We start from the raw sequence: 18,186 nt of genomic DNA, 5'->3' as shown, positions 1-18,186 counted from the left end.
AAATGAACCCTTCGCCATGATAGGTCCTGAGTGCTGACCGCACGGCGAAAGGGCACTCCACGATGACCACACCCGTCGAGAGCGACGAGACCGGCCGGCCGGGCGAGGACGACGAGGGCTACGCACGCGGGCTCGGCAGCCGGCAGATCCAGATGATCGCGATCGGCGGCGCGATCGGCGTCGGTCTGTTCATGGGCGCGGGCGCCAACATCGCCAAGGCGGGGCCGAGCATCATCCTGATGTACGCCCTCGCCGGCGTCGTCATCTTCTTCATCATGCGGGCGCTGGGCGAACTGCTGCTCTACCGCCCGGTGTCCGGCTCGTTCGCCGAGTACGCGCGCGAGTTCCTCGGCCCGTTCTTCGGCTACGCCACCGCCTGGACGTACTGGCTGATGTGGGTGGTCACCGGCATGGCCGAGCTGACGGCCGCCGCGATCTACATCCACTTCTGGTTCCCGCAGATCCCGCAGTGGGTCAGCTCGCTCGTCTTCCTGCTGGTGCTCTTCGGGGTGAATCTGATCTCGGTGAAGATCTTCGGCGAGGTCGAGTTCTGGTTCTCGATGATCAAGGTCACCGCCATCATCGGCATGATCGTCATCGGGCTCGGCGTCCTCACCCTCGGCTTCTCCGACGCCGGTGCCACCGCGGCCCCCGGCAATCTCGTCTCGCAGGGCGGGGTCTTCCCGCACGGCATCGGCTCCAGCCTGATGACCCTGCAAGGCGTGATGTTCGCCTACCTCGCCGTCGAGGTCGTCGGCGTCACGGCAGGCGAATCGCAGAACCCGGAGAAGACCCTCCCCAAGGCCATCAACACGCTGCCCTGGCGGATCATCATCTTCTACGTCGGCTCGCTGACCGTCCTGCTCGCCGTGGTCCGCTGGACCGAGTTCTCCGCCGGCGTCAGCCCCTTCGTCTACGCCTTCGAGAAGATCGGCATCCCGCTCGCCGCCGGCATCGTCAACTTCGTCGTCCTCACGGCGGCCCTGTCGTCCTGCAACTCCGGCATGTACTCGACGGGCCGGATGCTGCGCGCGCTCGCCGTCAACAGCGAGGCGCCCAAGGCGTTCGGCAGACTCAACTCGCGCCGCACCCCCGCCTTCGGCATCAGCGTCTCCGTCGCCCTGATGGGCATCGGCGTCATCCTCAACTACCTCGTCCCCGAGAAGGCGTTCGGGTACGTGACGTCGGTGGGCACCGCCGCCGGCATCTGGACCTGGATGATGATCCTCGCCAGCCACATCCGCTACCGCCGCGCCGTCGAAGCGGGCCGGCTGCCCGCCTCCGCGTTCCCGGCCCCCGGCGGCGCGGTGCTGAGCTGGGTCGCCCTCGCCTTCCTCGCCTTCGTCACCTGCCTGATCGCCTACGACCACGAAGCGCGCGTCTGCCTGTACGTGGGCGCCCTGTGGGCCGTGGGTCTGGTGGGCGGCTGGCAGCTGCTCAAGCGCCGCACCGTCACCACCGGGGAAGAGGCGGGCGCCTACGCACCCGTCGAGTAGGGCCTACCCGGTGGCCCGGCCCTCGGCCGTCCTATATTTCACTCATGCTGACCATCACCCAGGCTCTGTACGACCAGATCGTCGCGCACGCACGCCGCGATCATCCCGACGAAGCCTGCGGCGTGGTCGCGGGACCCGAGGGCTCCGACCGGCCCGAGCGGTTCGTCCCCATGCTCAACGCGGCACGCTCGCCCACCTTCTACGAATTCGACTCGGCGGACCTGCTGAAGCTCTACCGCGACCTGGACGACCGCGACGAGACCCCGGTGATCGTCTACCACTCGCACACCGCGACCGAGGCGTACCCGTCCCGTACGGACATCAGCTACGCCAACGAGCCCGAGGCGCACTACGTGCTGGTCTCGACCGCCGACAGCGACGGTCTCGGCCCGTTCCAGTTCCGCTCCTACCGGATCGTGGACGGCAAGGTCACCGAAGAGGACGTCACGGTCGTCTGAGAGACTGACCCCCTACCCGAGGCGGCAGGAGCCAGGAAGCCGGTGCGAGTCCGGCGCGGTCCCGCCACTGTGACCAAGCGAATCCGCTTGGCAGCCAGGAACTGACCTGCCGCCCTTCTTCCACCAGCCAGGGGACGCGGAAATCCCCCCGGAGGAGTGCTCAGCCATGCCGTCAGTCCCGCCCACGCTCCGCCGCGCGCTCATAGCCGCCGCGCTCCCCGCCCTGCTGGTACCGGTCGCCGCGTGCGGCTCGACGGACAAGCCGGCGGCGAGCGCCGCGAAGGCAGCCGCCCCCGGCTTCCCCTACACCGTCACCAACTGCGGTGTGAAGACGACCTACCAGGCACCGCCCCGGCGCGTCGTCACCATGAACCAGCACGCCACCGAGGTCATGCTCGCGCTCGGCCTGCGAAAATCCCTGGTCGGCACCGCCTACCTGGACGACACGATCTCGCCCGCCTACGCCGCCGCGTACAAGAGCGTGCCGGTGCTCGCCAAGGAGTACCCCTCCAAGGAGAAGCTGCTCGCCGCCGATCCCGACTTCGTCTACGGCGGCTACGCCAGCGCCTTCGACGCCAAGGACGGCCGCGCGCGCGACGACCTGAAGGGCGCGGGCATCGACACCCGGCTCAACATCGAGAGCTGCACCAAGGGCGCCGTCACCATGGACGACGTCTACCAGGAGGTACGGGAGGTCGGCCGGACCTTCGGCGTCCCCGACCGCGCGGACAAGTGGATCGCGCGGGCCCGCGCCACCGTCGCGGGGACGGCCGCCAAGCTCAAGGGCGTCAAGCCCGTCTCCGTCTTCGTCTACGACAGCGGCGACAAGACCGCCTTCACCGCGGGCGGCGCCGGCATCGGCAACGAACTCATCACCCGCGCGGGCGGCGCCAACGTCTTCGCCGACCTGGACAAGTCGTTCGGCGACGCCACCTGGGAACAGGTGGTCGCCCGCAAGCCGCAGGCCGTCGTCATCTACGACTACGGCTCGACGACGGTCGCCCAGAAGGAGAAGCGGCTCACCGACGACCCGGTGCTCGCCGACGTACCCGCGATCAAGAACAAGCGGTTCGCCGTGATGCCGCTGTCCAGCGTCGTCCTCGGCGTACGCGCCCCCGACGCCGTCGCGAAACTCGCGGCCCAGCTCCACCCCGGAACTGTGAAGTAGCGCCGTGCCCCGCACCACCCCGCCAGGCCCGTCCGGCATATCGGGCGCACCGGTCACGCCCGGCCCGCGAGGGCACGGGCGGCTGCGCTACCCGCTCGTGCTCGGCTGTCTCGTCGCCGCGCTCGCCGTCGCCGTCGTCGCCGGGCTCGCGCTCGGCTCCGTACGGATCGGGCCCGGCGAGGTCGTCGCCGCCCTCACCGGGCGGGCCGCACCGAGCCCGTACCGGACCATCGTCCTCGACGTACGGCTGCCCAGGGTGCTGCTCGGCGCGATCGTCGGCGCGGGGCTCGCCGTCGTCGGGACGGTCCTCCAGGCGCTGGTGCGCAACAAGCTCGCCGACCCGTTCCTGCTCGGCATCTCCTCCGGCGCGTCGACCGGCGCCGTGGCCGTGCTCGTCCTCGGCATCGGCGGGGGAGTGACCACCACCGTCGCCATGCCGGCCGCCGCCTTCGCCGGCTCGCTCGTCGCCCTCGCCCTCGTCTACAGCCTCGCCCGCAGGGGCGGCGCCATGACCGGCGGCAGGCTCGTCCTGGCCGGGGTGACCGTCTCGTACATCCTCTCCGCGCTCACCACCCTCCTGCTGGTCGTCGCCGCCCGGCCCGAGCAGTTCCAGGAGGCCCTGTACTGGACACTCGGCGGTCTGGGCAGCGCCCGCTGGGGCACGCTCGTCCTGCCCGGCGTCGTCCTGCTCGCCGGGACGGCGCTGCTGATGACCCTGGCCCGGCCCCTCGACCTGCTGCTGGTGGGGGAGGAGGGCGCGAGCGTGCTCGGTCTGAACGCCGGGGCGTTCCGGGCGGCCGTCTTCGTCGTCGCCTCGCTCGTGACCGGCGTCATGGTCGCGGCGAGCGGCGCCGTCGGCTTCATCGGACTGCTCGTACCGCACGCGGCCCGCGCGGTCGTCGGCGCCGGACACCGCGGCCTGCTGCCGGTCGCCGCGCTCGGCGGGGCCGTGGTGCTGGTCGTCGCCGACCTCGCCGCCCGTACCGTCGCAGCGCCGCAGGACGTCCCCGTCGGTGTCCTCACCGCGCTCATCGGCGGCCCGTTCTTCCTGTGGCTGATGCGCCGCCGTCCCGAAGGAGCCCCCGCATGAGCGCCGAGCTGCGGGTGGAAGGGCTGTCCTACTCCGTGGACGGCCGTGAACTCGTCCATGCCGTCGACCTGACGGCGGCCCCCGGCGAGACGATCGGGCTCGTCGGGCCCAACGGGAGCGGCAAGACCACCCTCCTGCGCTGCGTCTACGGCACGTTGCGGCCCACCGCGGGACACGCCCTTCTCGACGGCGCCGATCTGCACACCATGACCCACAAGGCCCGCGCCCAGCGGCTCGCGACCGTCCCGCAGGACGGACAGACCGACTTCGAACTCACCGTCCGTGAAGTCGTCGCCATGGGCCGCTCCCCGCACAAGCGCTTCTGGGAGGCGGACAACGCGGCGGACGCCGCCCTGGCCGACGCGGCGCTCGACCGGGTCGGCATCCGCCCGCTCGCCGACCGCACCTTCCCGTCCCTGTCCGGCGGCGAACGCCAGCGCGCGCTCGTCGCCCGCGCCCTGGTCCAGCAGCCGGCCCTGCTCGTGCTGGACGAGCCGACCAACCACCTCGACATCCGCTACCAGCTCGACATCCTCACGCTGATCAGCCGGTCGGGGACCACCAACCTGCTCGCCCTGCACGACCTGAACCTCGCCGCGTACTACTGCGACCGGCTCTACGTCCTCCAGGCGGGCCGCGTCGTGGCGTCCGGCACACCCCGCGACGTCCTCACCCCCGGGCTGCTGGCCGCCGTCTACGAGGTGTCGGCCGAGGTCAGCACCCACCCCACGACCGGCGCGCCGACCGTCACATATCTGCCGTAACCGGGACAGCTTCCAGCAATCCGTCCAACTGGCGAACGTGCCTCGTCCACCAGTCGAGATCGCTTACCTGGATGCGAACCGGGAATCGATACGATGACCTCATGGTTCCCCAGGACGTGAGCGACAAGACGCCGAGCACACCGCTGCTCGTGGCGCGGCTGCACGTCGACCTGTGCCGCCTCGCCAGCGCCATCTGTCCCGGCGGCGCGACCGCCGGCTGACCGGCCCCGCCCGGCTTCCCGCCGCTCCAGGCACCAGCCGCACCCGCACCACCCCGAACTCGCCCCACCCCCGCGCGCGGGGGCCCGAGCCGCGCGCCACCCTTCCCGGACAGTGCACCGTCCCCCTGACAGGAGCCGAACGCCATGGCCATCGAGGTCCGCATCCCGACCATCCTCCGCACCTACACCGACGGAGCCAAGGCCGTCCAGGGCAGCGGCGCCACCCTCGCCGAGCTGTTCGCCGATCTCGACACCCGCCACGCCGGCATCCGCGGCCGCCTCATCGACCCTGCCGCCGACAACCAGCTCCGCCGCTTCGTGAACGTCTACCTGAACGACGAGGACGTCCGCTTCCTCGACGGCGTCTCCACCCCCGTCTCCGACGGCGACAGCGTGACGATCCTGCCCGCCGTGGCCGGCGGCGCCCTCGAAGCGCACGCGGTCTGATGCGGTACGACACCCCGCTGGCCGCCGTCGGCAACACACCCCTGGTGCGGCTGCCGCGGCTGTCGCCCTCGGACGACGTGCGGATCTGGGCCAAGCTGGAGGACCGCAATCCGACCGGCTCCGTCAAGGACCGGCCCGCGCTCCACATGGTCGAACAGGCCGAGAAGGACGGCAGGCTCACCCCGGGCTGCACGATCCTGGAGCCGACCAGCGGGAACACCGGCATCTCGCTCGCCATGGCGGCCAAGCTCAAGGGCTACCGCATCGTCTGCGTCATGCCGGAGAACACCTCCCAGGAGCGGCGCGACCTGCTCGCCATGTGGGGCGCCGAGATCGTCTTCTCACCGGCGGCGGGCGGCTCCAACACGGCGGTGCGCGTGGCCAAGGAGCTGGCGGCCGAGAACCCGTCCTGGGTGATGCTCTACCAGTACGGCAACCCCGACAACGCGGGCGCGCACTACGCGACCACGGGCCCCGAGATCCTCGCCGACCTGCCCTCCATCACGCACTTCGTGGCCGGACTCGGCACGACGGGCACGCTGATGGGCGTCGGCCGCTTCCTGCGCGAACAGCGCCCCGGCATCCAGATCGTGGCGGCCGAACCGCGCTACGACGACATCGTCTACGGGCTGCGCAACCTCGACGAGGGCTTCGTCCCCGAGCTGTACGACGCGTCGGTCCTCACCACCCGCTTCTCCGTCGGCTCGGCCGACGCGGTCACCCGTACCCGCGAACTCCTCCAGCTGGAGGGCATCTTCGCCGGCGTCTCCACGGGCGCAGCGCTGCACGCCGCGATCGGTGTCGGCAAGAAGGCCGTGAAGGCGGGCGAGAGCGCGGACATCGCGTTCATCGTCGCCGACGGCGGCTGGAAGTACCTGTCGACGGGGGTCTACACGGCAGCGACGACGGAGGAAGCGATCGAGACGCTGCACGGGCAGCTCTGGGCGTAGCCGCCGTGTCGCCTCCGGCGGGGGTGCGGGTCTGGGTTGCGGGTTCGCCGTCGGGCGCGGTTTCTTGGTTGCGGGTCTTGGTTGCGGGGTTGCCGTCGGGCGCGGGTTCGGGTGCGGGTTGCGTTGCGGGGTTGCCGTCCGGTGCGGGTTCGGGGTTGTGGTTGCTGTCTGTGCCGGGTGTCGTTCCGGGGTCGTGTCCTGCGCTGCATGATTTACGGCGCGTACTCGTCTGACGCGGAGCCACCGCCGAGATGCGCCACAAATCACGCTCTACGCTCCGGACACCACCCCTGCACGACCCCCTTCACTCAGCCGTCCGGATGGGGTGCTCCCGGCCACCGGCGGGCGTCCCACGCTCAGCCCGCCAGGCGCTGGATCCGCTTCCACAGTTCCCCGTCCGCCTCGCCCGCGCGGCGGCGGAAGTCCTTCAGCCGTACGTCGCGCAGCTCGTCCATCTCCAGGAAGCTGGCGCGGCCCTGCGCGTCCTGCACCATGCCCGGCGGCAGCGCGATGACGCCGGGCCGTTCCGTATGACCCTTCGTCGTGATCTTCGCGACCTGCGCCGACCGGCCGCGTACCGACAGGACCAGGCACGGCCGGTCCTTGGACCCCGGGCCGTCCTCGAACGGGACCATGGCCCACCAGATCTCACCCGGCCGCGGTGCGCGCGGGCCCGTACGGCCGGGGCGGCCCGGTGGGCGGGTGCGGCCGCCGGGGCGGCGCGGGCTGCGGGCCCTGCCGTCCACGACCGACGCGATCGCCCCCAGCAGCAGTACGGCGATCAGTGCGAGCCACCACCACGTATTCATGTCACCGAAGGTACCCGCGCCCGAGCCCGTCACCCGCGTGCGCGCCGTCCATCCGAACCGGTGACACAGCAGGTGAGTTCCCCCACAACGCGGGGTCCTGGGGAAGCGACCAGCCGTTTCGCGCCTTACGCTCGACAAACTGAACGACCCCCGTCGCCCACCGTCCACGCACGGAGGTTCACGCTCCATGAAGCTCACCGTCGTCGGCTGCTCGGGCTCCTTTCCCGCCGTGGGATCGGCCTGCTCCAGCTACCTCGTAGAGGCCGACGGCTTCCGGCTGCTCCTCGACATGGGCAACGGCGCCCTGGGCGAGTTGCAGCGCCATGTCGGTCTCTACGACCTCGATGCCATCTTCCTCAGTCATCTGCACGCGGACCACTGCATAGACATGTGCGGCTACTTCGTCGCCCGCTACTACCGGTTCGAGGGCGGGCGTTGCGACGCGATCCCCGTCTACGGACCCGAGGGCACCGAGGAACGCCTCACCACCGCGTACGCCGACACCCCGACCGACAAGTCCATGAGCGAGGTCTTCGACTTCCACACGCTCAAGCCGGGCTCGTTCGAGATCGGGCCGCTGTCCGTGCGTACGGAGAAGGTCGCGCACCCCGTCGAGACCTTCGGCATCCGCGTCGAGCACAACGGACGCTCCCTCACGTACTCGGGCGACACCGGCGTGTGCGAACCGCTGGTCGAGTTGGCCGAGGACACCGATCTCTTCCTGTGCGAAGCCGCCTTCACCCATGGCAAGGAAGACATCACGGGACTCCACCTCAACGGACGCGAGGCCGGCGCACACGCCGCCCGCGCCCGCGCCGCCCGGCTCGTCCTCACGCACATCCCGCCGTGGACCGACGCCCAGCGGAACCTCAACGACGCACGCGCGGTCTACGAAGGTCCGGTCGAACTGGCCGCGCCCGGCGCGGTGTACGAGATCTGACGCTCACACAGCGCGAGAAGCCCCGCGTCCCCCAAAGGGGAGCGGGGCTTCAACGTGTGCGCTGCGGCTACGCCTTGGTGAGGTCCTCGACCTCTTCCTCGGGCTCGCGGCCCGGGGTCTTGAGGTCGAACTTGACGATGACGAACCGGAAGACGACGTAGTAGATCGCCGCGAAGACCAGGCCGATCGGGATGATCAGCCAGGGTTTCGTCGCGAGGTTCCAGTTCAGGGCGTAGTCGATGGCTCCTGCGGAGAAGTTGAAGCCGTCATGGACGCCGAGCCCCCAGGTGACCGCCATGGAAGCGGCGGTGAGCACCGCGTGCAGGACGTAGAGCAGCGGCGCGATGAACATGAACGAGAATTCGATCGGCTCGGTCACACCGGTGACGAAGGACGTCAGGGCCAGCGAGAGCATCATGCCCGTCACGGCCTTGCGGCGCTCGGGGCGCGCGGTGTGCGCCATGGCCAGCGCGGCGGCCGGCAGGCCGAACATCATGATCGGGAAGAAGCCCGCCTGGAACATGCCGGCGGACGGGTCACCGGCGAGGAACCGGGTGATGTCGCCGTGGACGACCTCGCCCGCCGAGTTGGTGAAGTCACCGAGCTGGAACCAGGCGACGGTGTTGACGAACTGGTGCATCCCGATCGGGATCAGGCCGCGGTTGACCAGACCGAACAGCGCGGAGCCGCCCGAGCCCAGGCCGGTCATCCACTCGCCGAAGTTGGTGATGCCGTCGCCTATCGGCTCCCAGACCAGACCGAAGAAGACACCCATGACCACGCCGACGAAGGCCATGATGATCGGCACGAGCCGGCGGCCGTTGAAGAAGCCCAGCCAGTCGACCAGCTTGGTGCGGTGGAAGCGCTGCCAGAGCACGGCCGACAGCAGGCCCATGATGATGCCGCCGAGCACCCCGGGGTCGTTGTAGACGGCGGGGGTGTCGGCGCCCTTGTTGATCACCGCGTCGGCGACCGGGAACGCCTGCAGCACCTTCTGGTACACGAGGAAGCCGACGACCGCGGCGAGCGCGGTCGAGCCGTCCGCCTTCTTGGCGAAGCCGATCGCCACGCCTATGCAGAACAGCAGGGGCAGGGCGCCGGTGAGGGAGCTGCCCGCCTTGTCGAAGACGTCGGCGACCCGGTCCCAGCCGAGACCGTCCTTGCCGAAGATGTCGGGCTGGCCGAGACGGACCATGATGCCCGCGGCCGGCAGGACCGCGATCGGCAGCTGAAGGCTCCTGCCGATTTTCTGCAGTCCCTGGAACAGACCGGAGCCGCGCTTTTTGGCGGGCGCCGGGGCCGCTTGCGCGGTGGCCGTACTCATCAACTTCCTCCAGCGAAAAGGAACGCGGCGCCGCGGCCACGTGGTCTACACCAATCAGTGGTGTAGACCAGTTGTAACACGGTAGGGGTTGCATAAGGAACCGTCGAAAACCTCTGTTCCCGACATCGCGTCCAACTCGTGACCAAGGCCCCCCGACCGATGTCGGGGGGCCTTGACGGCAGTGCTGAACTGGGGTTATTCCTTGGTGTTCGCCTGCTCGATATCGTCCTCGACCTCGTCCGGATCGCGGCCCGGGGTTTGCAGATCGAGCTTCACGATCACGAAGCGGAAGATCGCGTAGTACACCACGGCGAAGCACAGCCCGATCGGAATCAGCAGCCAAGGCTTCGTCGCCAGGCTCCAGTTGATGACGTAGTCGATCAGTCCCGCCGAGAAACTGAAGCCGTCCTTGGCGCCCAGGCCCCAGCTCACGAACATCGAGACACCGGTCAGCACCGCGTGGATCGCGTACAGCAGCGGGGCGACGAAGAGGAACGAGTACTCGATCGGCTCCGTGATGCCCGTCACGAACGAGGTGAGGGCGACCGAGAGCATCAGGCCGCCGACCGCCTTCTTCCGATGCGGCTTGGCGCAGTGGTAGATCGCCAGCGCGGCGGCCGGCAGCGCGAACATCATGATCGGGAAGAAGCCCGTGGTGAACTGGCCCGCCGTCGGGTCGCCCGCGAGGAAGCGGTTGATGTCGCCGTGCACGACCGTGCCGTCGGGCTTGGTGAAGTCGCCGAACTGGAACCAGACGAAGGTGTTCAGGAACTGGTGCAGCCCGAACACCAGCAGCGCGCGGTTGGCGATACCGAAGATCCCCGAGCCCCACGCCCCCAGGTCGACCAGCCACTTCGAGAAGCTGGTCAGCCCGTCGCCGACCGGCTCCCAGGCCCAGACGGAGAGCGAGGCGACGAGCAGGCCGACGAAGGCCATGATGATCGGGACGAGCCGGCGGCCGTTGAAGAAGCCCAGCCAGTCCACCAGCTTGGTGCGGTGGAACCGCCGCCACAGCCACGCCGTCAGCAGGCCCATCACGATGCCGCCGAAGACGCCCGGGTTCTGGTACCCGGCCTGCGTCACCGTCGTACCGTCCGGGGTCACGCACACCCCGCTCCAGATGCCGGCGCCGGTGAACTTCGAGCCGCCGTCGCAGTCGACGGGGAACGCGTGCAGCACCGCGTAGTAGACGAGGAAGCCGGTGACGGCGGCCAGGGCCGTCGAGCCGTCGGCCTTCTTCGCCATCCCGATCGCCACGCCGATGCAGAAGAGCAGCGGCAGGCCGAGCGAGGAGTCCAGCAGGGCGCCGCCGGCGGACGCGAAGACCTTCGCGACGTTGTCCCAGCCGAGCCCGTCGGAGCCGAAGACGTCCGGCTGGCCGAGCCGGTTCAGGATGCCGGCCGCAGGGAGCACGGCGATCGGCAGCTGGAGGCTGCGGCCCATTTTCTGCAGCCCCTGGAACAGCACGTTCCACCACCGCTTGCCCCGTGCGGCGGCGCCGGTCGTGCTGTCGGAACTCATCGGCGTCCTCCCCGGACGTGCGAGCGAGACGAAGTGGTGTAGACCAGTTGCGGTAGGCTCCCGGTGCTCGTCATCTTCAGCTACGCGACGATGACCCGCCCGCGAAGATGGGCCAACCGTGAGTTAACGTGACAAAACGGGCCATCGCTGGGCCGCGACAGAGCTTTTCGAGAGTCAGGGAGAAAGACATGGCCACCAAGGCTGAGAAGATCGTCGCCGGACTCGGCGGGCTGGACAACATCGAAGAAGTCGAGGGCTGCATCACCCGGCTGCGCACCGAGGTCATCGACCCCTCCCTCGTCGACGACGCGGCGCTCAAGGCCGCCGGGGCCCACGGAGTGGTCAAGATGGGCACGGCGATCCAGGTCGTCATCGGCACCGACGCCGACCCGATCGCCTCCGACATCGAAGACATGATGTAGCCGCACGCACCGGCCGGGAGTCACCCGCAGGGGGCCTGTTCCGAACCGAGGAACAGGCCCCGACGCATGTCCCGATAGGGTCGGAGCCATGTCTCGAATCGACGGCCGCACCCCCGACCAGCTCCGCCCCGTGACCATCGAACGCGGATGGAGCAAGCACGCCGAGGGCTCCGTCCTCATCTCCTTCGGCGACACCCGCGTCTTCTGCACCGCCTCCGTCACCGAAGGCGTACCCCGCTGGCGCAAGGGCAGCGGCGAAGGCTGGGTCACCGCCGAGTACTCCATGCTGCCCCGCGCCACCAACACCCGCGGCGACCGCGAATCCGTACGCGGCAAGATCGGCGGCCGCACCCACGAGATCAGCCGGCTCATCGGCCGCTCGCTGCGCGCCGTCATCGACTACAAGGCGCTCGGCGAGAACACCGTCGTCCTCGACTGCGACGTACTCCAGGCCGACGGCGGCACCCGCACCGCCGCCATCACCGGCGCGTACGTCGCCCTCGCCGACGCCGTCAGCTGGGCCCAGGGCAAGAAGATCATCAAGGCCGGCCGCAAACCGCTCACCGGAACCGTCGCCGCCGTCAGCGTCGGCATCGTCGACGGCGCGCCGCTCCTCGACCTCTGCTACGAGGAAGACGTGCGCGCCGACACCGACATGAACGTCGTCTGCACCGGCGACGGCCGCTTCGTCGAGGTCCAGGGCACGGCCGAGGCCGAGCCGTTCGACCGCGCCGAACTGAACCTGCTGCTCGACCTCGCCACCGCCGGCTGCGTCGACCTGGCGGCCCTGCAGACCAAGGCACTCGAAGAAACCCTCGGCAACTGACACGGTCCGAAGGTAAAGAGGGAACCAAGAGAAGCCCTCGGGCGTCATTACAGGTACGGGCGTACGGGTTGAACCGTGCGCCCGTCCACACACCCGGGGGAGACCAACCACCATGCCAACGCGCCGCCGAGTCGCAGCAGTTGTCACCGCCACCCTGCTCACCATGGGCACGGCGGCCGGCTGCGGAGCCCTCGACAAGGCCCTGGACTGCGTCCAGACAGCCGACTCCATAGCGAACAGCGTCGACAGCCTCCAGACGGCCGTCGCCAACGCGGGCAACGACCCCCAGCAGGCCGACCAGGCCCTCGACAACATCGAGAGCGAACTGTCGAGCCTCAAGGACAAGACCGACAACGCCGACCTCAGCAAAGCGGTCGACGACCTCGACAAGAGCGTCGACAACGTCCGCAAGGCGATAGCCGACGGCGACAACACCCCCGACCTCACCCCCGTCACCGACGCGGCCGGTGAAATCGGCAAGGTCTGCACACCCGGATAATCGAGGCATGACCCGCCTGATCCTCGCCACCCGCAACGCCGGGAAAATCGTCGAACTCCGAGCCATCCTCGCCGAAGCGGGGCTGCCCCACGACCTCGTCGGCGCCGAGACGTACCCCGAGATCCCCGACGTCAAGGAAACCGGCGTCACCTTCGCCGAGAACGCCCTGCTCAAAGCCCACGCCCTCGCCCAAGCCACCGGCCACCCCGCGGTCGCCGACGACTCAGGACTCTGCGTGGACGTCCTCGGCGGCGCCCCCGGCATCTTCTCCGCCCGCTGGTCTGGCACCCACGGCAACGACCAGGCCAACCTGGACCTGCTCCTCGCCCAACTGTCCGACATCGCAGCCCCCCACCGCACGGCCCACTTCGCCTGCGCGGCAGCCCTGGCCCTCCCGAACGGCACGGAACGCGTGGTCGAAGGCCAACTCCGCGGCACCCTGCGCCCGGCCCCGTCCGGCACGAACGGCTTCGGCTACGACCCGATCCTCCAACCGGACGGCGAGACGCGCACCTGCGCGGAGCTGTCCCCGGCGGAGAAGAACGAGATCAGCCACCGCGGAAAGGCATTCCGCGCGCTGGTCCCGGTGGTACGCGAACTGCTGGGCTGAGCAGCAGGAAAGGCCGCCCCGCTGGTGCGCCGGGGCGGCCTTCCGTCTGTGCGGCCGGTGGGATTCGAACCCACACGGGATTTCTCCCACTGGGACCTAAACCCAGCTCGGCTGCCAGTTACGACACGGCCGCGTGCCGCCTACCATGCTAACGGGCAGGTGGCGGCGAAGGCACGTGGCTAACCGGCGTCCGCCGAACGGGCGCGCCGGTTACGGCACCAGGTGTCCGTGAGCGCGTGGCAGTTGGGACACAGATACCGCAGGTTCTCGGCGCGGTTGTCGAGCCAGTCGCCGTTGATGTGGTCGATCTGGAGGGTGATCGGCCGGTCCAGCCAGCTCCCGGTGTTCCCGCAGGACTCACAGCGGTACGGGACTCCTACCTCCTGCAGGGCCTGATGGAGCCGGTCGCGGTTCGTACGGGGCGAGCCCTCGGGGAGAACGACGAGCGTGCGAGTGGCGACCGGCCTCGGTTCGCGGTGACGTACCGTCGCCCAGCCGCGCCGCTTGAAGTGGCTCGTGTCGAGTGCGAGCCGGCGGGCGGCCTCGCGAACCCGACGATGGTTCGTGGCGCGGACCGGGAGGCCGAGCGCCCGCATCACATCGGCGTAGCTGCCGGCCCGCGGGACCGCTTCGCGCAGCGCTGCCTCCGGGATCGCGAGCCGCGCGTGGCGGAAGTGCGCCGTGTCGATCCCGTACTCCTTGAGCATGCGGCCGAGCGCCGCGCGGGACCGGCCGTCGTCGGGGACGCCGAGTGCGCGTGCGACACCCCGGATGCTGTCGGCGGTAGCGGCGGCTGCCGTGAGTTCCGCGGCGCTGAACGGCAGTTGGAGCCCCGCCCGGTGCATGCCCGCGAAGTGGCTGACGTCGATGCCCGCCGCCGCTATCCGCCGCGATATGTGCGACAGCGTGCCGGACGCGGGGCGCGCGCCCAGTTTCAGCGCCACTTCACGCAGCGTCGACGAGTCGGCTGCCGCTGCCGCGATGGCCTCGTCGGGGTACGTCCGCCCCGGGCTCCGCCGTCGGAAGTGGCTCGTGTCGAGGCCGAGCGCGGCCACGTGGCGCTGGAGCGTACGGCGCCGGCCGCCGCTCTCCCGCAGGCCGAGGCGGCGGGTCAGCTCCGCCCAGCTCACCGACGCGGCGACAGCGGCGCTCAGCCTGTTCCGTTCGTCCTGCCCGGACATGGCGCTCCGTTCCGGCCGTACGTTCGCGGCCCCGTACGGAGTAACGAATCCCCCGTCCCGCCGTCACGTGTCAGAACTTCGGTTCCACCACCTGTGCGTGGGCCAGTTCCGCTGCTTCTTCCTTCGACTCCACCGACGGGGGCGAGCCCGCCAGGGGCTGGCGGGCCGTCTCCTTCATCACCGCCACCGCGATCACCCCGACCAGCGCCGCCGCCATCGCGTAGAACGCCGGCATCAGGTTCGTGTCGGCCAGGGCGATCAGGCCTGTGATCACGAAGGGGGTCGTGCCGCCGAAGAGGGACGCCGAGATGTTGTAGCCGACCGAGAGGCCGCCGTACCTCGCCTCCGTGGGGAACAGGGCCGGGAGCGCCGCCGACATGGTGCCCAGGAGGCAGACCAGGGAGAGGCCCAGCATGGCCAGGCCGACGATGATCGCCCAGACCGCGCCGTCGCGGATCAGCAGGAACGCCGGCAGCGACAGGACGAGGAAGCCGAGCATGCCCGCCATCAGCAGCGGTTTCCTGCCGTAGTGGTCGCTCAGCCGGCCGACCTGGTTGATGACCAGCATCTGCGCGACCATGACGCCGAGCAGGATCAGCAGCCCGTGGGTGTCGCCGTAGCCCAGCTCGTCGGTGAGGTACGTCGGCATGTACGACAGCAGCATGTAGTCGGTGACGTTGTACGCGCCGACCAGCGCGATGCACAGGATCAGCGTCGGCCAGTAGCGCCGGAAGATGTTCGCCAGGTCGCCCTTGGCGCTGGTCTCGACCGGGTCGGCCGCCTCCGACGCGCGGACGTTCTCCGCCTCCAGCTTCTGGAAGGCGGGCGTCTCGTCGAGCCTCAGCCGCAGGTAGAGGCCGACCATGCCCAGCGGGCCGCCGACCAGGTACGGGATCCGCCAGCCCCAGGAGTCCAGGCTGCCGTCGCCGAGCACGGCGGTCAGCAGCGTGACGAGGCCCGCCGCGCCGACGTACCCCGCGAGCGTGCCCATCTCCAGGAAGCTGCCGAAGTAGCCGCGCCGCTTGTCGGGGGCGTACTCGGCGATGAAGGTGGACGCGCCGCCGTACTCACCGCCGGTCGAGAAGCCCTGCACCATCCGGAGCACGATCAGCAGCACGGGGGACCAGAAGCCGATCGAGTGGTACGACGGGATCAGTCCGATGCAGAAGGTGCCCGCCGCCATCATCAGCATGGTGAGCGAGAGGATCTTCTTGCGGCCGATCTTGTCGCCCAGCGGTCCGAGGACCATGCCGCCGATCGGCCGTACGAGGAACGCCACGGCGAAGGTGGCGAAGGACGACAGCAGCTCCGTGGTGTCGTTCCCCGACGGGAAGAACACCCGGCCGATCGTGGACGCCAGATAGGCGTAGATGCCGAAGTCGTACCACTCCATGGCGTTGCCGAGGGCCGCCGCCTTGACCGCGCGCTTGACCGCCGCGTCGTCGGTGACGGTGATGTCCGACCGCCGCAGCTTGGGGTTCTTGCGCTGCTTGATCGTACGGAAGAGCGTGGGGTGGCGCCTGACCGCCGCTGGGTCGGCCATCTCCTCGTCGTCCGGGCCGGCCATGGTGTGGTTCCTTCCCTCGGCTGTCGCACGTCCAAAGGAACCTTCTGCGCGGCCTGAGCGATCGCAAACCGGAAGAGTGCCGACCGGAGCCCCGCCGGGGCGGGGCTCCGGCCGCAGAAGGTGTCAGATCCCGAGGTCCTTGATGATCTTCGCTACGTGGCCGGTGGCCCGCACGTTGTACAGCGCGCGCTCGACCTTCCCTTCCTCGTCGACGATCACGGTGGACCGGATGACGCCGGTCACGGTCTTTCCGTACATCTTCTTCTCGCCGAACGCTCCGTACGAGTCGAGGACGCCTTTCGAGGGATCCCCGACCAGCGTCACCTTCAGGTTCTCCTTGTCCCGGAACTTGGCGAGCTTCTCGGGCTTGTCGGGGGAGACCCCGATGACGTCGTAGCCCGCGCCCGTGAGCAGGTTGAGGTTGTCGGTGAAGTCGCAGGCCTGCTTCGTGCAGCCGGGGGTAAGCGCAGCCGGGTAGAAGTAAACGATGACTTTGCGCCCCTTGTGGTCGGCGAGCGACACGTCGTTGCCGTCCGCGTCGGGCAGGGTGAATGCGGGGGCGGTGTCGCCGGGGTTGAGTCGCTCGCTCATGGTTCTCCGTAAGTTGTCCGGTGGTGTGTCCGGTGGAGGTACCGGTACGCGGCCGAGCGTAATAGGGGGTGCCGTCAGGTGCGGTGGCCGCTGAGCTGACAGACTGTCGGCGAAGAACTACAGGACACGACGACGGAGGCAGCGCGGTGTCGGAATCCAGGACCCCGGCGCAGATCGAGGCGGACATTGTCCGCAGGCGCGGGAAGCTTGCCGAAACGCTCGACGAGATCGGGGTGCGGGTGCACCCGAAGACGATCGTGGGCGACGCCAGGGCCAAGGTGGCTTCGACGGTGGATCAGACGGCCGGGCGGGCGTTCGTGGCCGTGAACAAGACGGTGTCGGACGTGCGGGCACAGTTCGTTTCGGACGACGGTGCGCCGCGTCTTGAGCGAATCGTTCCTGTGGTGTTGCTGACGGTGGGTGTGGTGGGGCTGTTGACGTTCGCGTCGGTGCGCCGCCGCCGCTGATGACCCCTCTGGCGTATCGGGTCGTCGCGGACAGGTAGGTTCGTGGACGTGAGCGACAACACCCACGACACCTCCCGTGACGACAAGCTGCCCATCCGGATGCTCCATGACCGTGTGCTGGTCAGGACCGACATCCCGGAGGGCGAGCGGCGTTCGTCCGGCGGCATCGTCATTCCCGCGACGGCGGCCGTGGGCAGAAGGCTGGCCTGGGCGGGAGTGGTGGCCGTCGGACAGAACGTGCGCACGGTGGAGCCGGGGGACCGGGTGCTGTACGACCCGGAGGACCGCGCCGAGGTCGAGGTGCGCGGCGTGGCGTACGTACTGATGCGGGAGCGGGATCTGCACGCCGTGGCCGCCGACCGCTTCGAGGGCACCCAGGACTCCACCGGGCTGTATCTGTAGTTTGCTACGGTTGAGGGACCCCGACGAGACGCGCCGTACCGGGTGAACCGAAAGACGACGCACCTGTTGTCCGCGTCGTTCTGTCGGAGGTGGCCGTCATGGCCTGGGTTCTGCTTGTTGTCGCCGGTGCGCTGGAAATCGCCTGGTCGATCGGGATGAAGTACACGGACGGGTTCACCCGGCTGTGGCCGAGCGTGTTCACCGCCGGCGGGATCGTCGCGAGCATGCTGTTGCTGTCGCAGGCCGCGAAGACGCTGCCGATCGGTACGGCGTACGGGGTGTGGGTGGGCATCGGGGCCGCGGGTGCGGCGGTGCTCGGCATGGTGGTGCTGCACGAACCGGTGACCGCGGCCCGGATCTTCTTCGTCTGTCTGCTGCTGGTGGCGGTGGTGGGGCTGAAAGCGACCTCGGGTCACTGACAGCCCCGCCTTCG

The 18,186-nt window shown here is 69.5% G+C and carries 22 protein-coding genes, 1 tRNA gene and 2 riboswitches; of the genes, 16 read left to right on the top strand and 7 right to left on the bottom strand.

The window, feature by feature from the left end; genetic code table 11:
* The first annotated feature begins 62 nt into the window (after positions 1 to 62).
* From OHS57_RS14105 to OHS57_RS14070, 8 genes are all read left to right on the top strand, one after another.
* Positions 63 to 1,496 (top strand): amino acid permease, encoded by a 1,434-nt coding sequence (locus tag OHS57_RS14105; protein WP_328582155.1) that lies wholly within the window; start codon positions 63 to 65, stop codon positions 1,494 to 1,496.
* A gap of 44 nt (positions 1,497 to 1,540) precedes the next feature.
* Complete coding sequence (locus tag OHS57_RS14100) at positions 1,541 to 1,954, top strand: Mov34/MPN/PAD-1 family protein (RefSeq protein WP_041989196.1); 414 nt, start codon at positions 1,541 to 1,543, stop codon at positions 1,952 to 1,954.
* Positions 1,926 to 2,078, top strand: a riboswitch (cobalamin riboswitch). It overlaps the preceding gene by 29 nt.
* A gap of 42 nt (positions 2,079 to 2,120) precedes the next feature.
* The gene (locus OHS57_RS14095) at positions 2,121 to 3,122 is read left to right on the top strand and encodes an ABC transporter substrate-binding protein (RefSeq protein WP_328582154.1); all 1,002 of its coding nucleotides are present in this window, start codon (positions 2,121 to 2,123) and stop codon (positions 3,120 to 3,122) included.
* A 37-nt stretch (positions 3,123 to 3,159) separates the two neighbouring features.
* On the top strand, positions 3,160 to 4,212 hold the full coding sequence (locus OHS57_RS14090; RefSeq protein WP_041996182.1) for an iron ABC transporter permease: 1,053 nt from the start codon (positions 3,160 to 3,162) through the stop codon (positions 4,210 to 4,212).
* Complete coding sequence (locus tag OHS57_RS14085) at positions 4,209 to 4,976, top strand: ABC transporter ATP-binding protein (protein ID WP_328582153.1); 768 nt, start codon at positions 4,209 to 4,211, stop codon at positions 4,974 to 4,976. The genes OHS57_RS14090 and OHS57_RS14085 overlap by 4 nt, the downstream gene beginning before the upstream one ends.
* Positions 4,977 to 5,077: 101 nt before the next feature.
* Positions 5,078 to 5,197, top strand: coding sequence for a putative leader peptide (locus OHS57_RS14080; protein WP_328582152.1), 120 nt, complete (start codon positions 5,078 to 5,080; stop codon positions 5,195 to 5,197).
* A 144-nt stretch (positions 5,198 to 5,341) separates the two neighbouring features.
* The gene (locus OHS57_RS14075; protein WP_041989202.1) at positions 5,342 to 5,644 is read left to right on the top strand and encodes a MoaD/ThiS family protein; all 303 of its coding nucleotides are present in this window, start codon (positions 5,342 to 5,344) and stop codon (positions 5,642 to 5,644) included.
* Positions 5,644 to 6,594 (top strand): PLP-dependent cysteine synthase family protein, encoded by a 951-nt coding sequence (locus OHS57_RS14070; protein WP_328582151.1) that lies wholly within the window; start codon positions 5,644 to 5,646, stop codon positions 6,592 to 6,594. Before OHS57_RS14075 ends, OHS57_RS14070 begins: the two co-directional genes overlap by 1 nt.
* Positions 6,595 to 6,950: 356 nt before the next feature.
* On the opposite strand, the gene OHS57_RS14065 is transcribed toward OHS57_RS14070, so the two are convergent.
* Positions 6,951 to 7,403: a type II toxin-antitoxin system PemK/MazF family toxin gene (locus OHS57_RS14065; RefSeq protein WP_041996184.1), complete on the bottom strand. Its 453-nt coding sequence runs from the start codon at positions 7,401 to 7,403 to the stop codon at positions 6,951 to 6,953.
* Positions 7,404 to 7,590: 187 nt separating this feature from the next.
* Between OHS57_RS14065 and OHS57_RS14060 the strand changes: the two genes are divergently transcribed.
* Complete coding sequence (locus tag OHS57_RS14060; RefSeq protein ID WP_041989205.1) at positions 7,591 to 8,343, top strand: MBL fold metallo-hydrolase; 753 nt, start codon at positions 7,591 to 7,593, stop codon at positions 8,341 to 8,343.
* Between the two features lie 67 nt (positions 8,344 to 8,410).
* On the opposite strand, the gene OHS57_RS14055 is transcribed toward OHS57_RS14060, so the two are convergent.
* Positions 8,411 to 9,667, bottom strand: coding sequence for a PTS transporter subunit EIIC (locus OHS57_RS14055; RefSeq protein WP_328582150.1), 1,257 nt, complete (start codon positions 9,665 to 9,667; stop codon positions 8,411 to 8,413).
* A 195-nt stretch (positions 9,668 to 9,862) separates the two neighbouring features.
* On the bottom strand, positions 9,863 to 11,188 hold the full coding sequence (locus OHS57_RS14050; protein ID WP_328582149.1) for a PTS transporter subunit EIIC: 1,326 nt from the start codon (positions 11,186 to 11,188) through the stop codon (positions 9,863 to 9,865).
* A 143-nt stretch (positions 11,189 to 11,331) separates the two neighbouring features.
* Between OHS57_RS14050 and OHS57_RS14045 the strand changes: the two genes are divergently transcribed.
* The 4 genes from OHS57_RS14045 (at position 11,332) to rdgB (ending at position 13,545) form a co-directional block, all read left to right on the top strand.
* A complete protein-coding gene (locus tag OHS57_RS14045; protein ID WP_277816777.1) occupies positions 11,332 to 11,610 on the top strand; it encodes a PTS glucose/sucrose transporter subunit IIB in 279 nt (92 codons plus the stop codon).
* 88 nt (positions 11,611 to 11,698) lie between these two features.
* Positions 11,699 to 12,436: a ribonuclease PH gene (rph, locus tag OHS57_RS14040; protein WP_041989209.1), complete on the top strand. Its 738-nt coding sequence runs from the start codon at positions 11,699 to 11,701 to the stop codon at positions 12,434 to 12,436.
* 112 nt (positions 12,437 to 12,548) lie between these two features.
* Positions 12,549 to 12,935, top strand: coding sequence for a hypothetical protein (locus OHS57_RS14035; RefSeq protein ID WP_328582148.1), 387 nt, complete (start codon positions 12,549 to 12,551; stop codon positions 12,933 to 12,935).
* A 7-nt stretch (positions 12,936 to 12,942) separates the two neighbouring features.
* Positions 12,943 to 13,545, top strand: a complete 603-nt coding sequence (gene rdgB, locus OHS57_RS14030; RefSeq protein ID WP_328582147.1) for an RdgB/HAM1 family non-canonical purine NTP pyrophosphatase — start codon at positions 12,943 to 12,945, stop codon at positions 13,543 to 13,545.
* A gap of 49 nt (positions 13,546 to 13,594) precedes the next feature.
* Here rdgB and OHS57_RS14025 read toward each other — a convergent pair.
* The 4 genes from OHS57_RS14025 to bcp all read right to left on the bottom strand — a co-directional run bounded on the left by OHS57_RS14025 (position 13,595) and on the right by bcp (position 16,884).
* A tRNA-Leu gene (locus tag OHS57_RS14025) sits at positions 13,595 to 13,678 on the bottom strand.
* A gap of 46 nt (positions 13,679 to 13,724) precedes the next feature.
* Positions 13,725 to 14,726 carry an HNH endonuclease signature motif containing protein gene (locus OHS57_RS14020; protein ID WP_328582146.1) on the bottom strand — a complete coding sequence of 334 codons (1,002 nt, stop codon included), beginning with the start codon at positions 14,724 to 14,726 and terminating at the stop codon, positions 13,725 to 13,727.
* Positions 14,727 to 14,796: 70 nt separating this feature from the next.
* Positions 14,797 to 16,293: an MFS transporter gene (locus OHS57_RS14015; protein WP_328582145.1), complete on the bottom strand. Its 1,497-nt coding sequence runs from the start codon at positions 16,291 to 16,293 to the stop codon at positions 14,797 to 14,799.
* Positions 16,294 to 16,416: 123 nt separating this feature from the next.
* Positions 16,417 to 16,884, bottom strand: a complete 468-nt coding sequence (gene bcp / locus OHS57_RS14010; protein WP_328582144.1) for a thioredoxin-dependent thiol peroxidase — start codon at positions 16,882 to 16,884, stop codon at positions 16,417 to 16,419.
* A gap of 146 nt (positions 16,885 to 17,030) precedes the next feature.
* Between bcp and OHS57_RS14005 the strand changes: the two genes are divergently transcribed.
* The 3 genes from OHS57_RS14005 (at position 17,031) to OHS57_RS13995 (ending at position 18,172) form a co-directional block, all read left to right on the top strand.
* Positions 17,031 to 17,351, top strand: a complete 321-nt coding sequence (locus tag OHS57_RS14005; RefSeq protein WP_041989219.1) for a DUF3618 domain-containing protein — start codon at positions 17,031 to 17,033, stop codon at positions 17,349 to 17,351.
* Positions 17,352 to 17,399: 48 nt separating this feature from the next.
* Complete coding sequence (locus OHS57_RS14000) at positions 17,400 to 17,753, top strand: GroES family chaperonin (protein WP_041996186.1); 354 nt, start codon at positions 17,400 to 17,402, stop codon at positions 17,751 to 17,753.
* Positions 17,752 to 17,817: riboswitch (guanidine-III (ykkC-III) riboswitch) on the top strand. Its footprint overlaps the gene before it by 2 nt.
* A gap of 34 nt (positions 17,818 to 17,851) precedes the next feature.
* Positions 17,852 to 18,172 (top strand): DMT family transporter, encoded by a 321-nt coding sequence (locus OHS57_RS13995; RefSeq protein ID WP_041996189.1) that lies wholly within the window; start codon positions 17,852 to 17,854, stop codon positions 18,170 to 18,172.
* Positions 18,173 to 18,186 lie beyond the last annotated feature (14 nt).

The organism is Streptomyces sp. NBC_00370, assembly GCF_036084755.1.
GTDB lineage: Bacteria > Actinomycetota > Actinomycetes > Streptomycetales > Streptomycetaceae > Streptomyces.
The sequence above is the reverse complement of the archived record's forward strand: the minus strand, read 5'-3'. Positions and strand labels throughout refer to the sequence as shown.

Coding starts and splice junctions, on each gene's coding strand:
- OHS57_RS14105 (WP_328582155.1), top strand. CDS start 63: ATGACCACACCCGTCGAGAGCGACGAGACCGGCCGGCCGGGCGAGGAC.
- OHS57_RS14100 (WP_041989196.1), top strand. CDS start 1,541: ATGCTGACCATCACCCAGGCTCTGTACGACCAGATCGTCGCGCACGCA.
- OHS57_RS14095 (WP_328582154.1), top strand. CDS start 2,121: ATGCCGTCAGTCCCGCCCACGCTCCGCCGCGCGCTCATAGCCGCCGCG.
- OHS57_RS14085 (WP_328582153.1), top strand. CDS start 4,209: ATGAGCGCCGAGCTGCGGGTGGAAGGGCTGTCCTACTCCGTGGACGGC.
- OHS57_RS14080 (WP_328582152.1), top strand. CDS start 5,078: ATGGTTCCCCAGGACGTGAGCGACAAGACGCCGAGCACACCGCTGCTC.
- OHS57_RS14075 (WP_041989202.1), top strand. CDS start 5,342: ATGGCCATCGAGGTCCGCATCCCGACCATCCTCCGCACCTACACCGAC.
- OHS57_RS14070 (WP_328582151.1), top strand. CDS start 5,644: ATGCGGTACGACACCCCGCTGGCCGCCGTCGGCAACACACCCCTGGTG.
- OHS57_RS14065 (WP_041996184.1), bottom strand. CDS start 7,403: ATGAATACGTGGTGGTGGCTCGCACTGATCGCCGTACTGCTGCTGGGG.
- OHS57_RS14060 (WP_041989205.1), top strand. CDS start 7,591: ATGAAGCTCACCGTCGTCGGCTGCTCGGGCTCCTTTCCCGCCGTGGGA.
- OHS57_RS14055 (WP_328582150.1), bottom strand. CDS start 9,667: ATGAGTACGGCCACCGCGCAAGCGGCCCCGGCGCCCGCCAAAAAGCGC.
- OHS57_RS14050 (WP_328582149.1), bottom strand. CDS start 11,188: ATGAGTTCCGACAGCACGACCGGCGCCGCCGCACGGGGCAAGCGGTGG.
- rph (WP_041989209.1), top strand. CDS start 11,699: ATGTCTCGAATCGACGGCCGCACCCCCGACCAGCTCCGCCCCGTGACC.
- OHS57_RS14035 (WP_328582148.1), top strand. CDS start 12,549: ATGCCAACGCGCCGCCGAGTCGCAGCAGTTGTCACCGCCACCCTGCTC.
- rdgB (WP_328582147.1), top strand. CDS start 12,943: ATGACCCGCCTGATCCTCGCCACCCGCAACGCCGGGAAAATCGTCGAA.
- OHS57_RS14020 (WP_328582146.1), bottom strand. CDS start 14,726: ATGTCCGGGCAGGACGAACGGAACAGGCTGAGCGCCGCTGTCGCCGCG.
- OHS57_RS14015 (WP_328582145.1), bottom strand. CDS start 16,293: ATGGCCGGCCCGGACGACGAGGAGATGGCCGACCCAGCGGCGGTCAGG.
- bcp (WP_328582144.1), bottom strand. CDS start 16,884: ATGAGCGAGCGACTCAACCCCGGCGACACCGCCCCCGCATTCACCCTG.
- OHS57_RS13995 (WP_041996189.1), top strand. CDS start 17,852: ATGGCCTGGGTTCTGCTTGTTGTCGCCGGTGCGCTGGAAATCGCCTGG.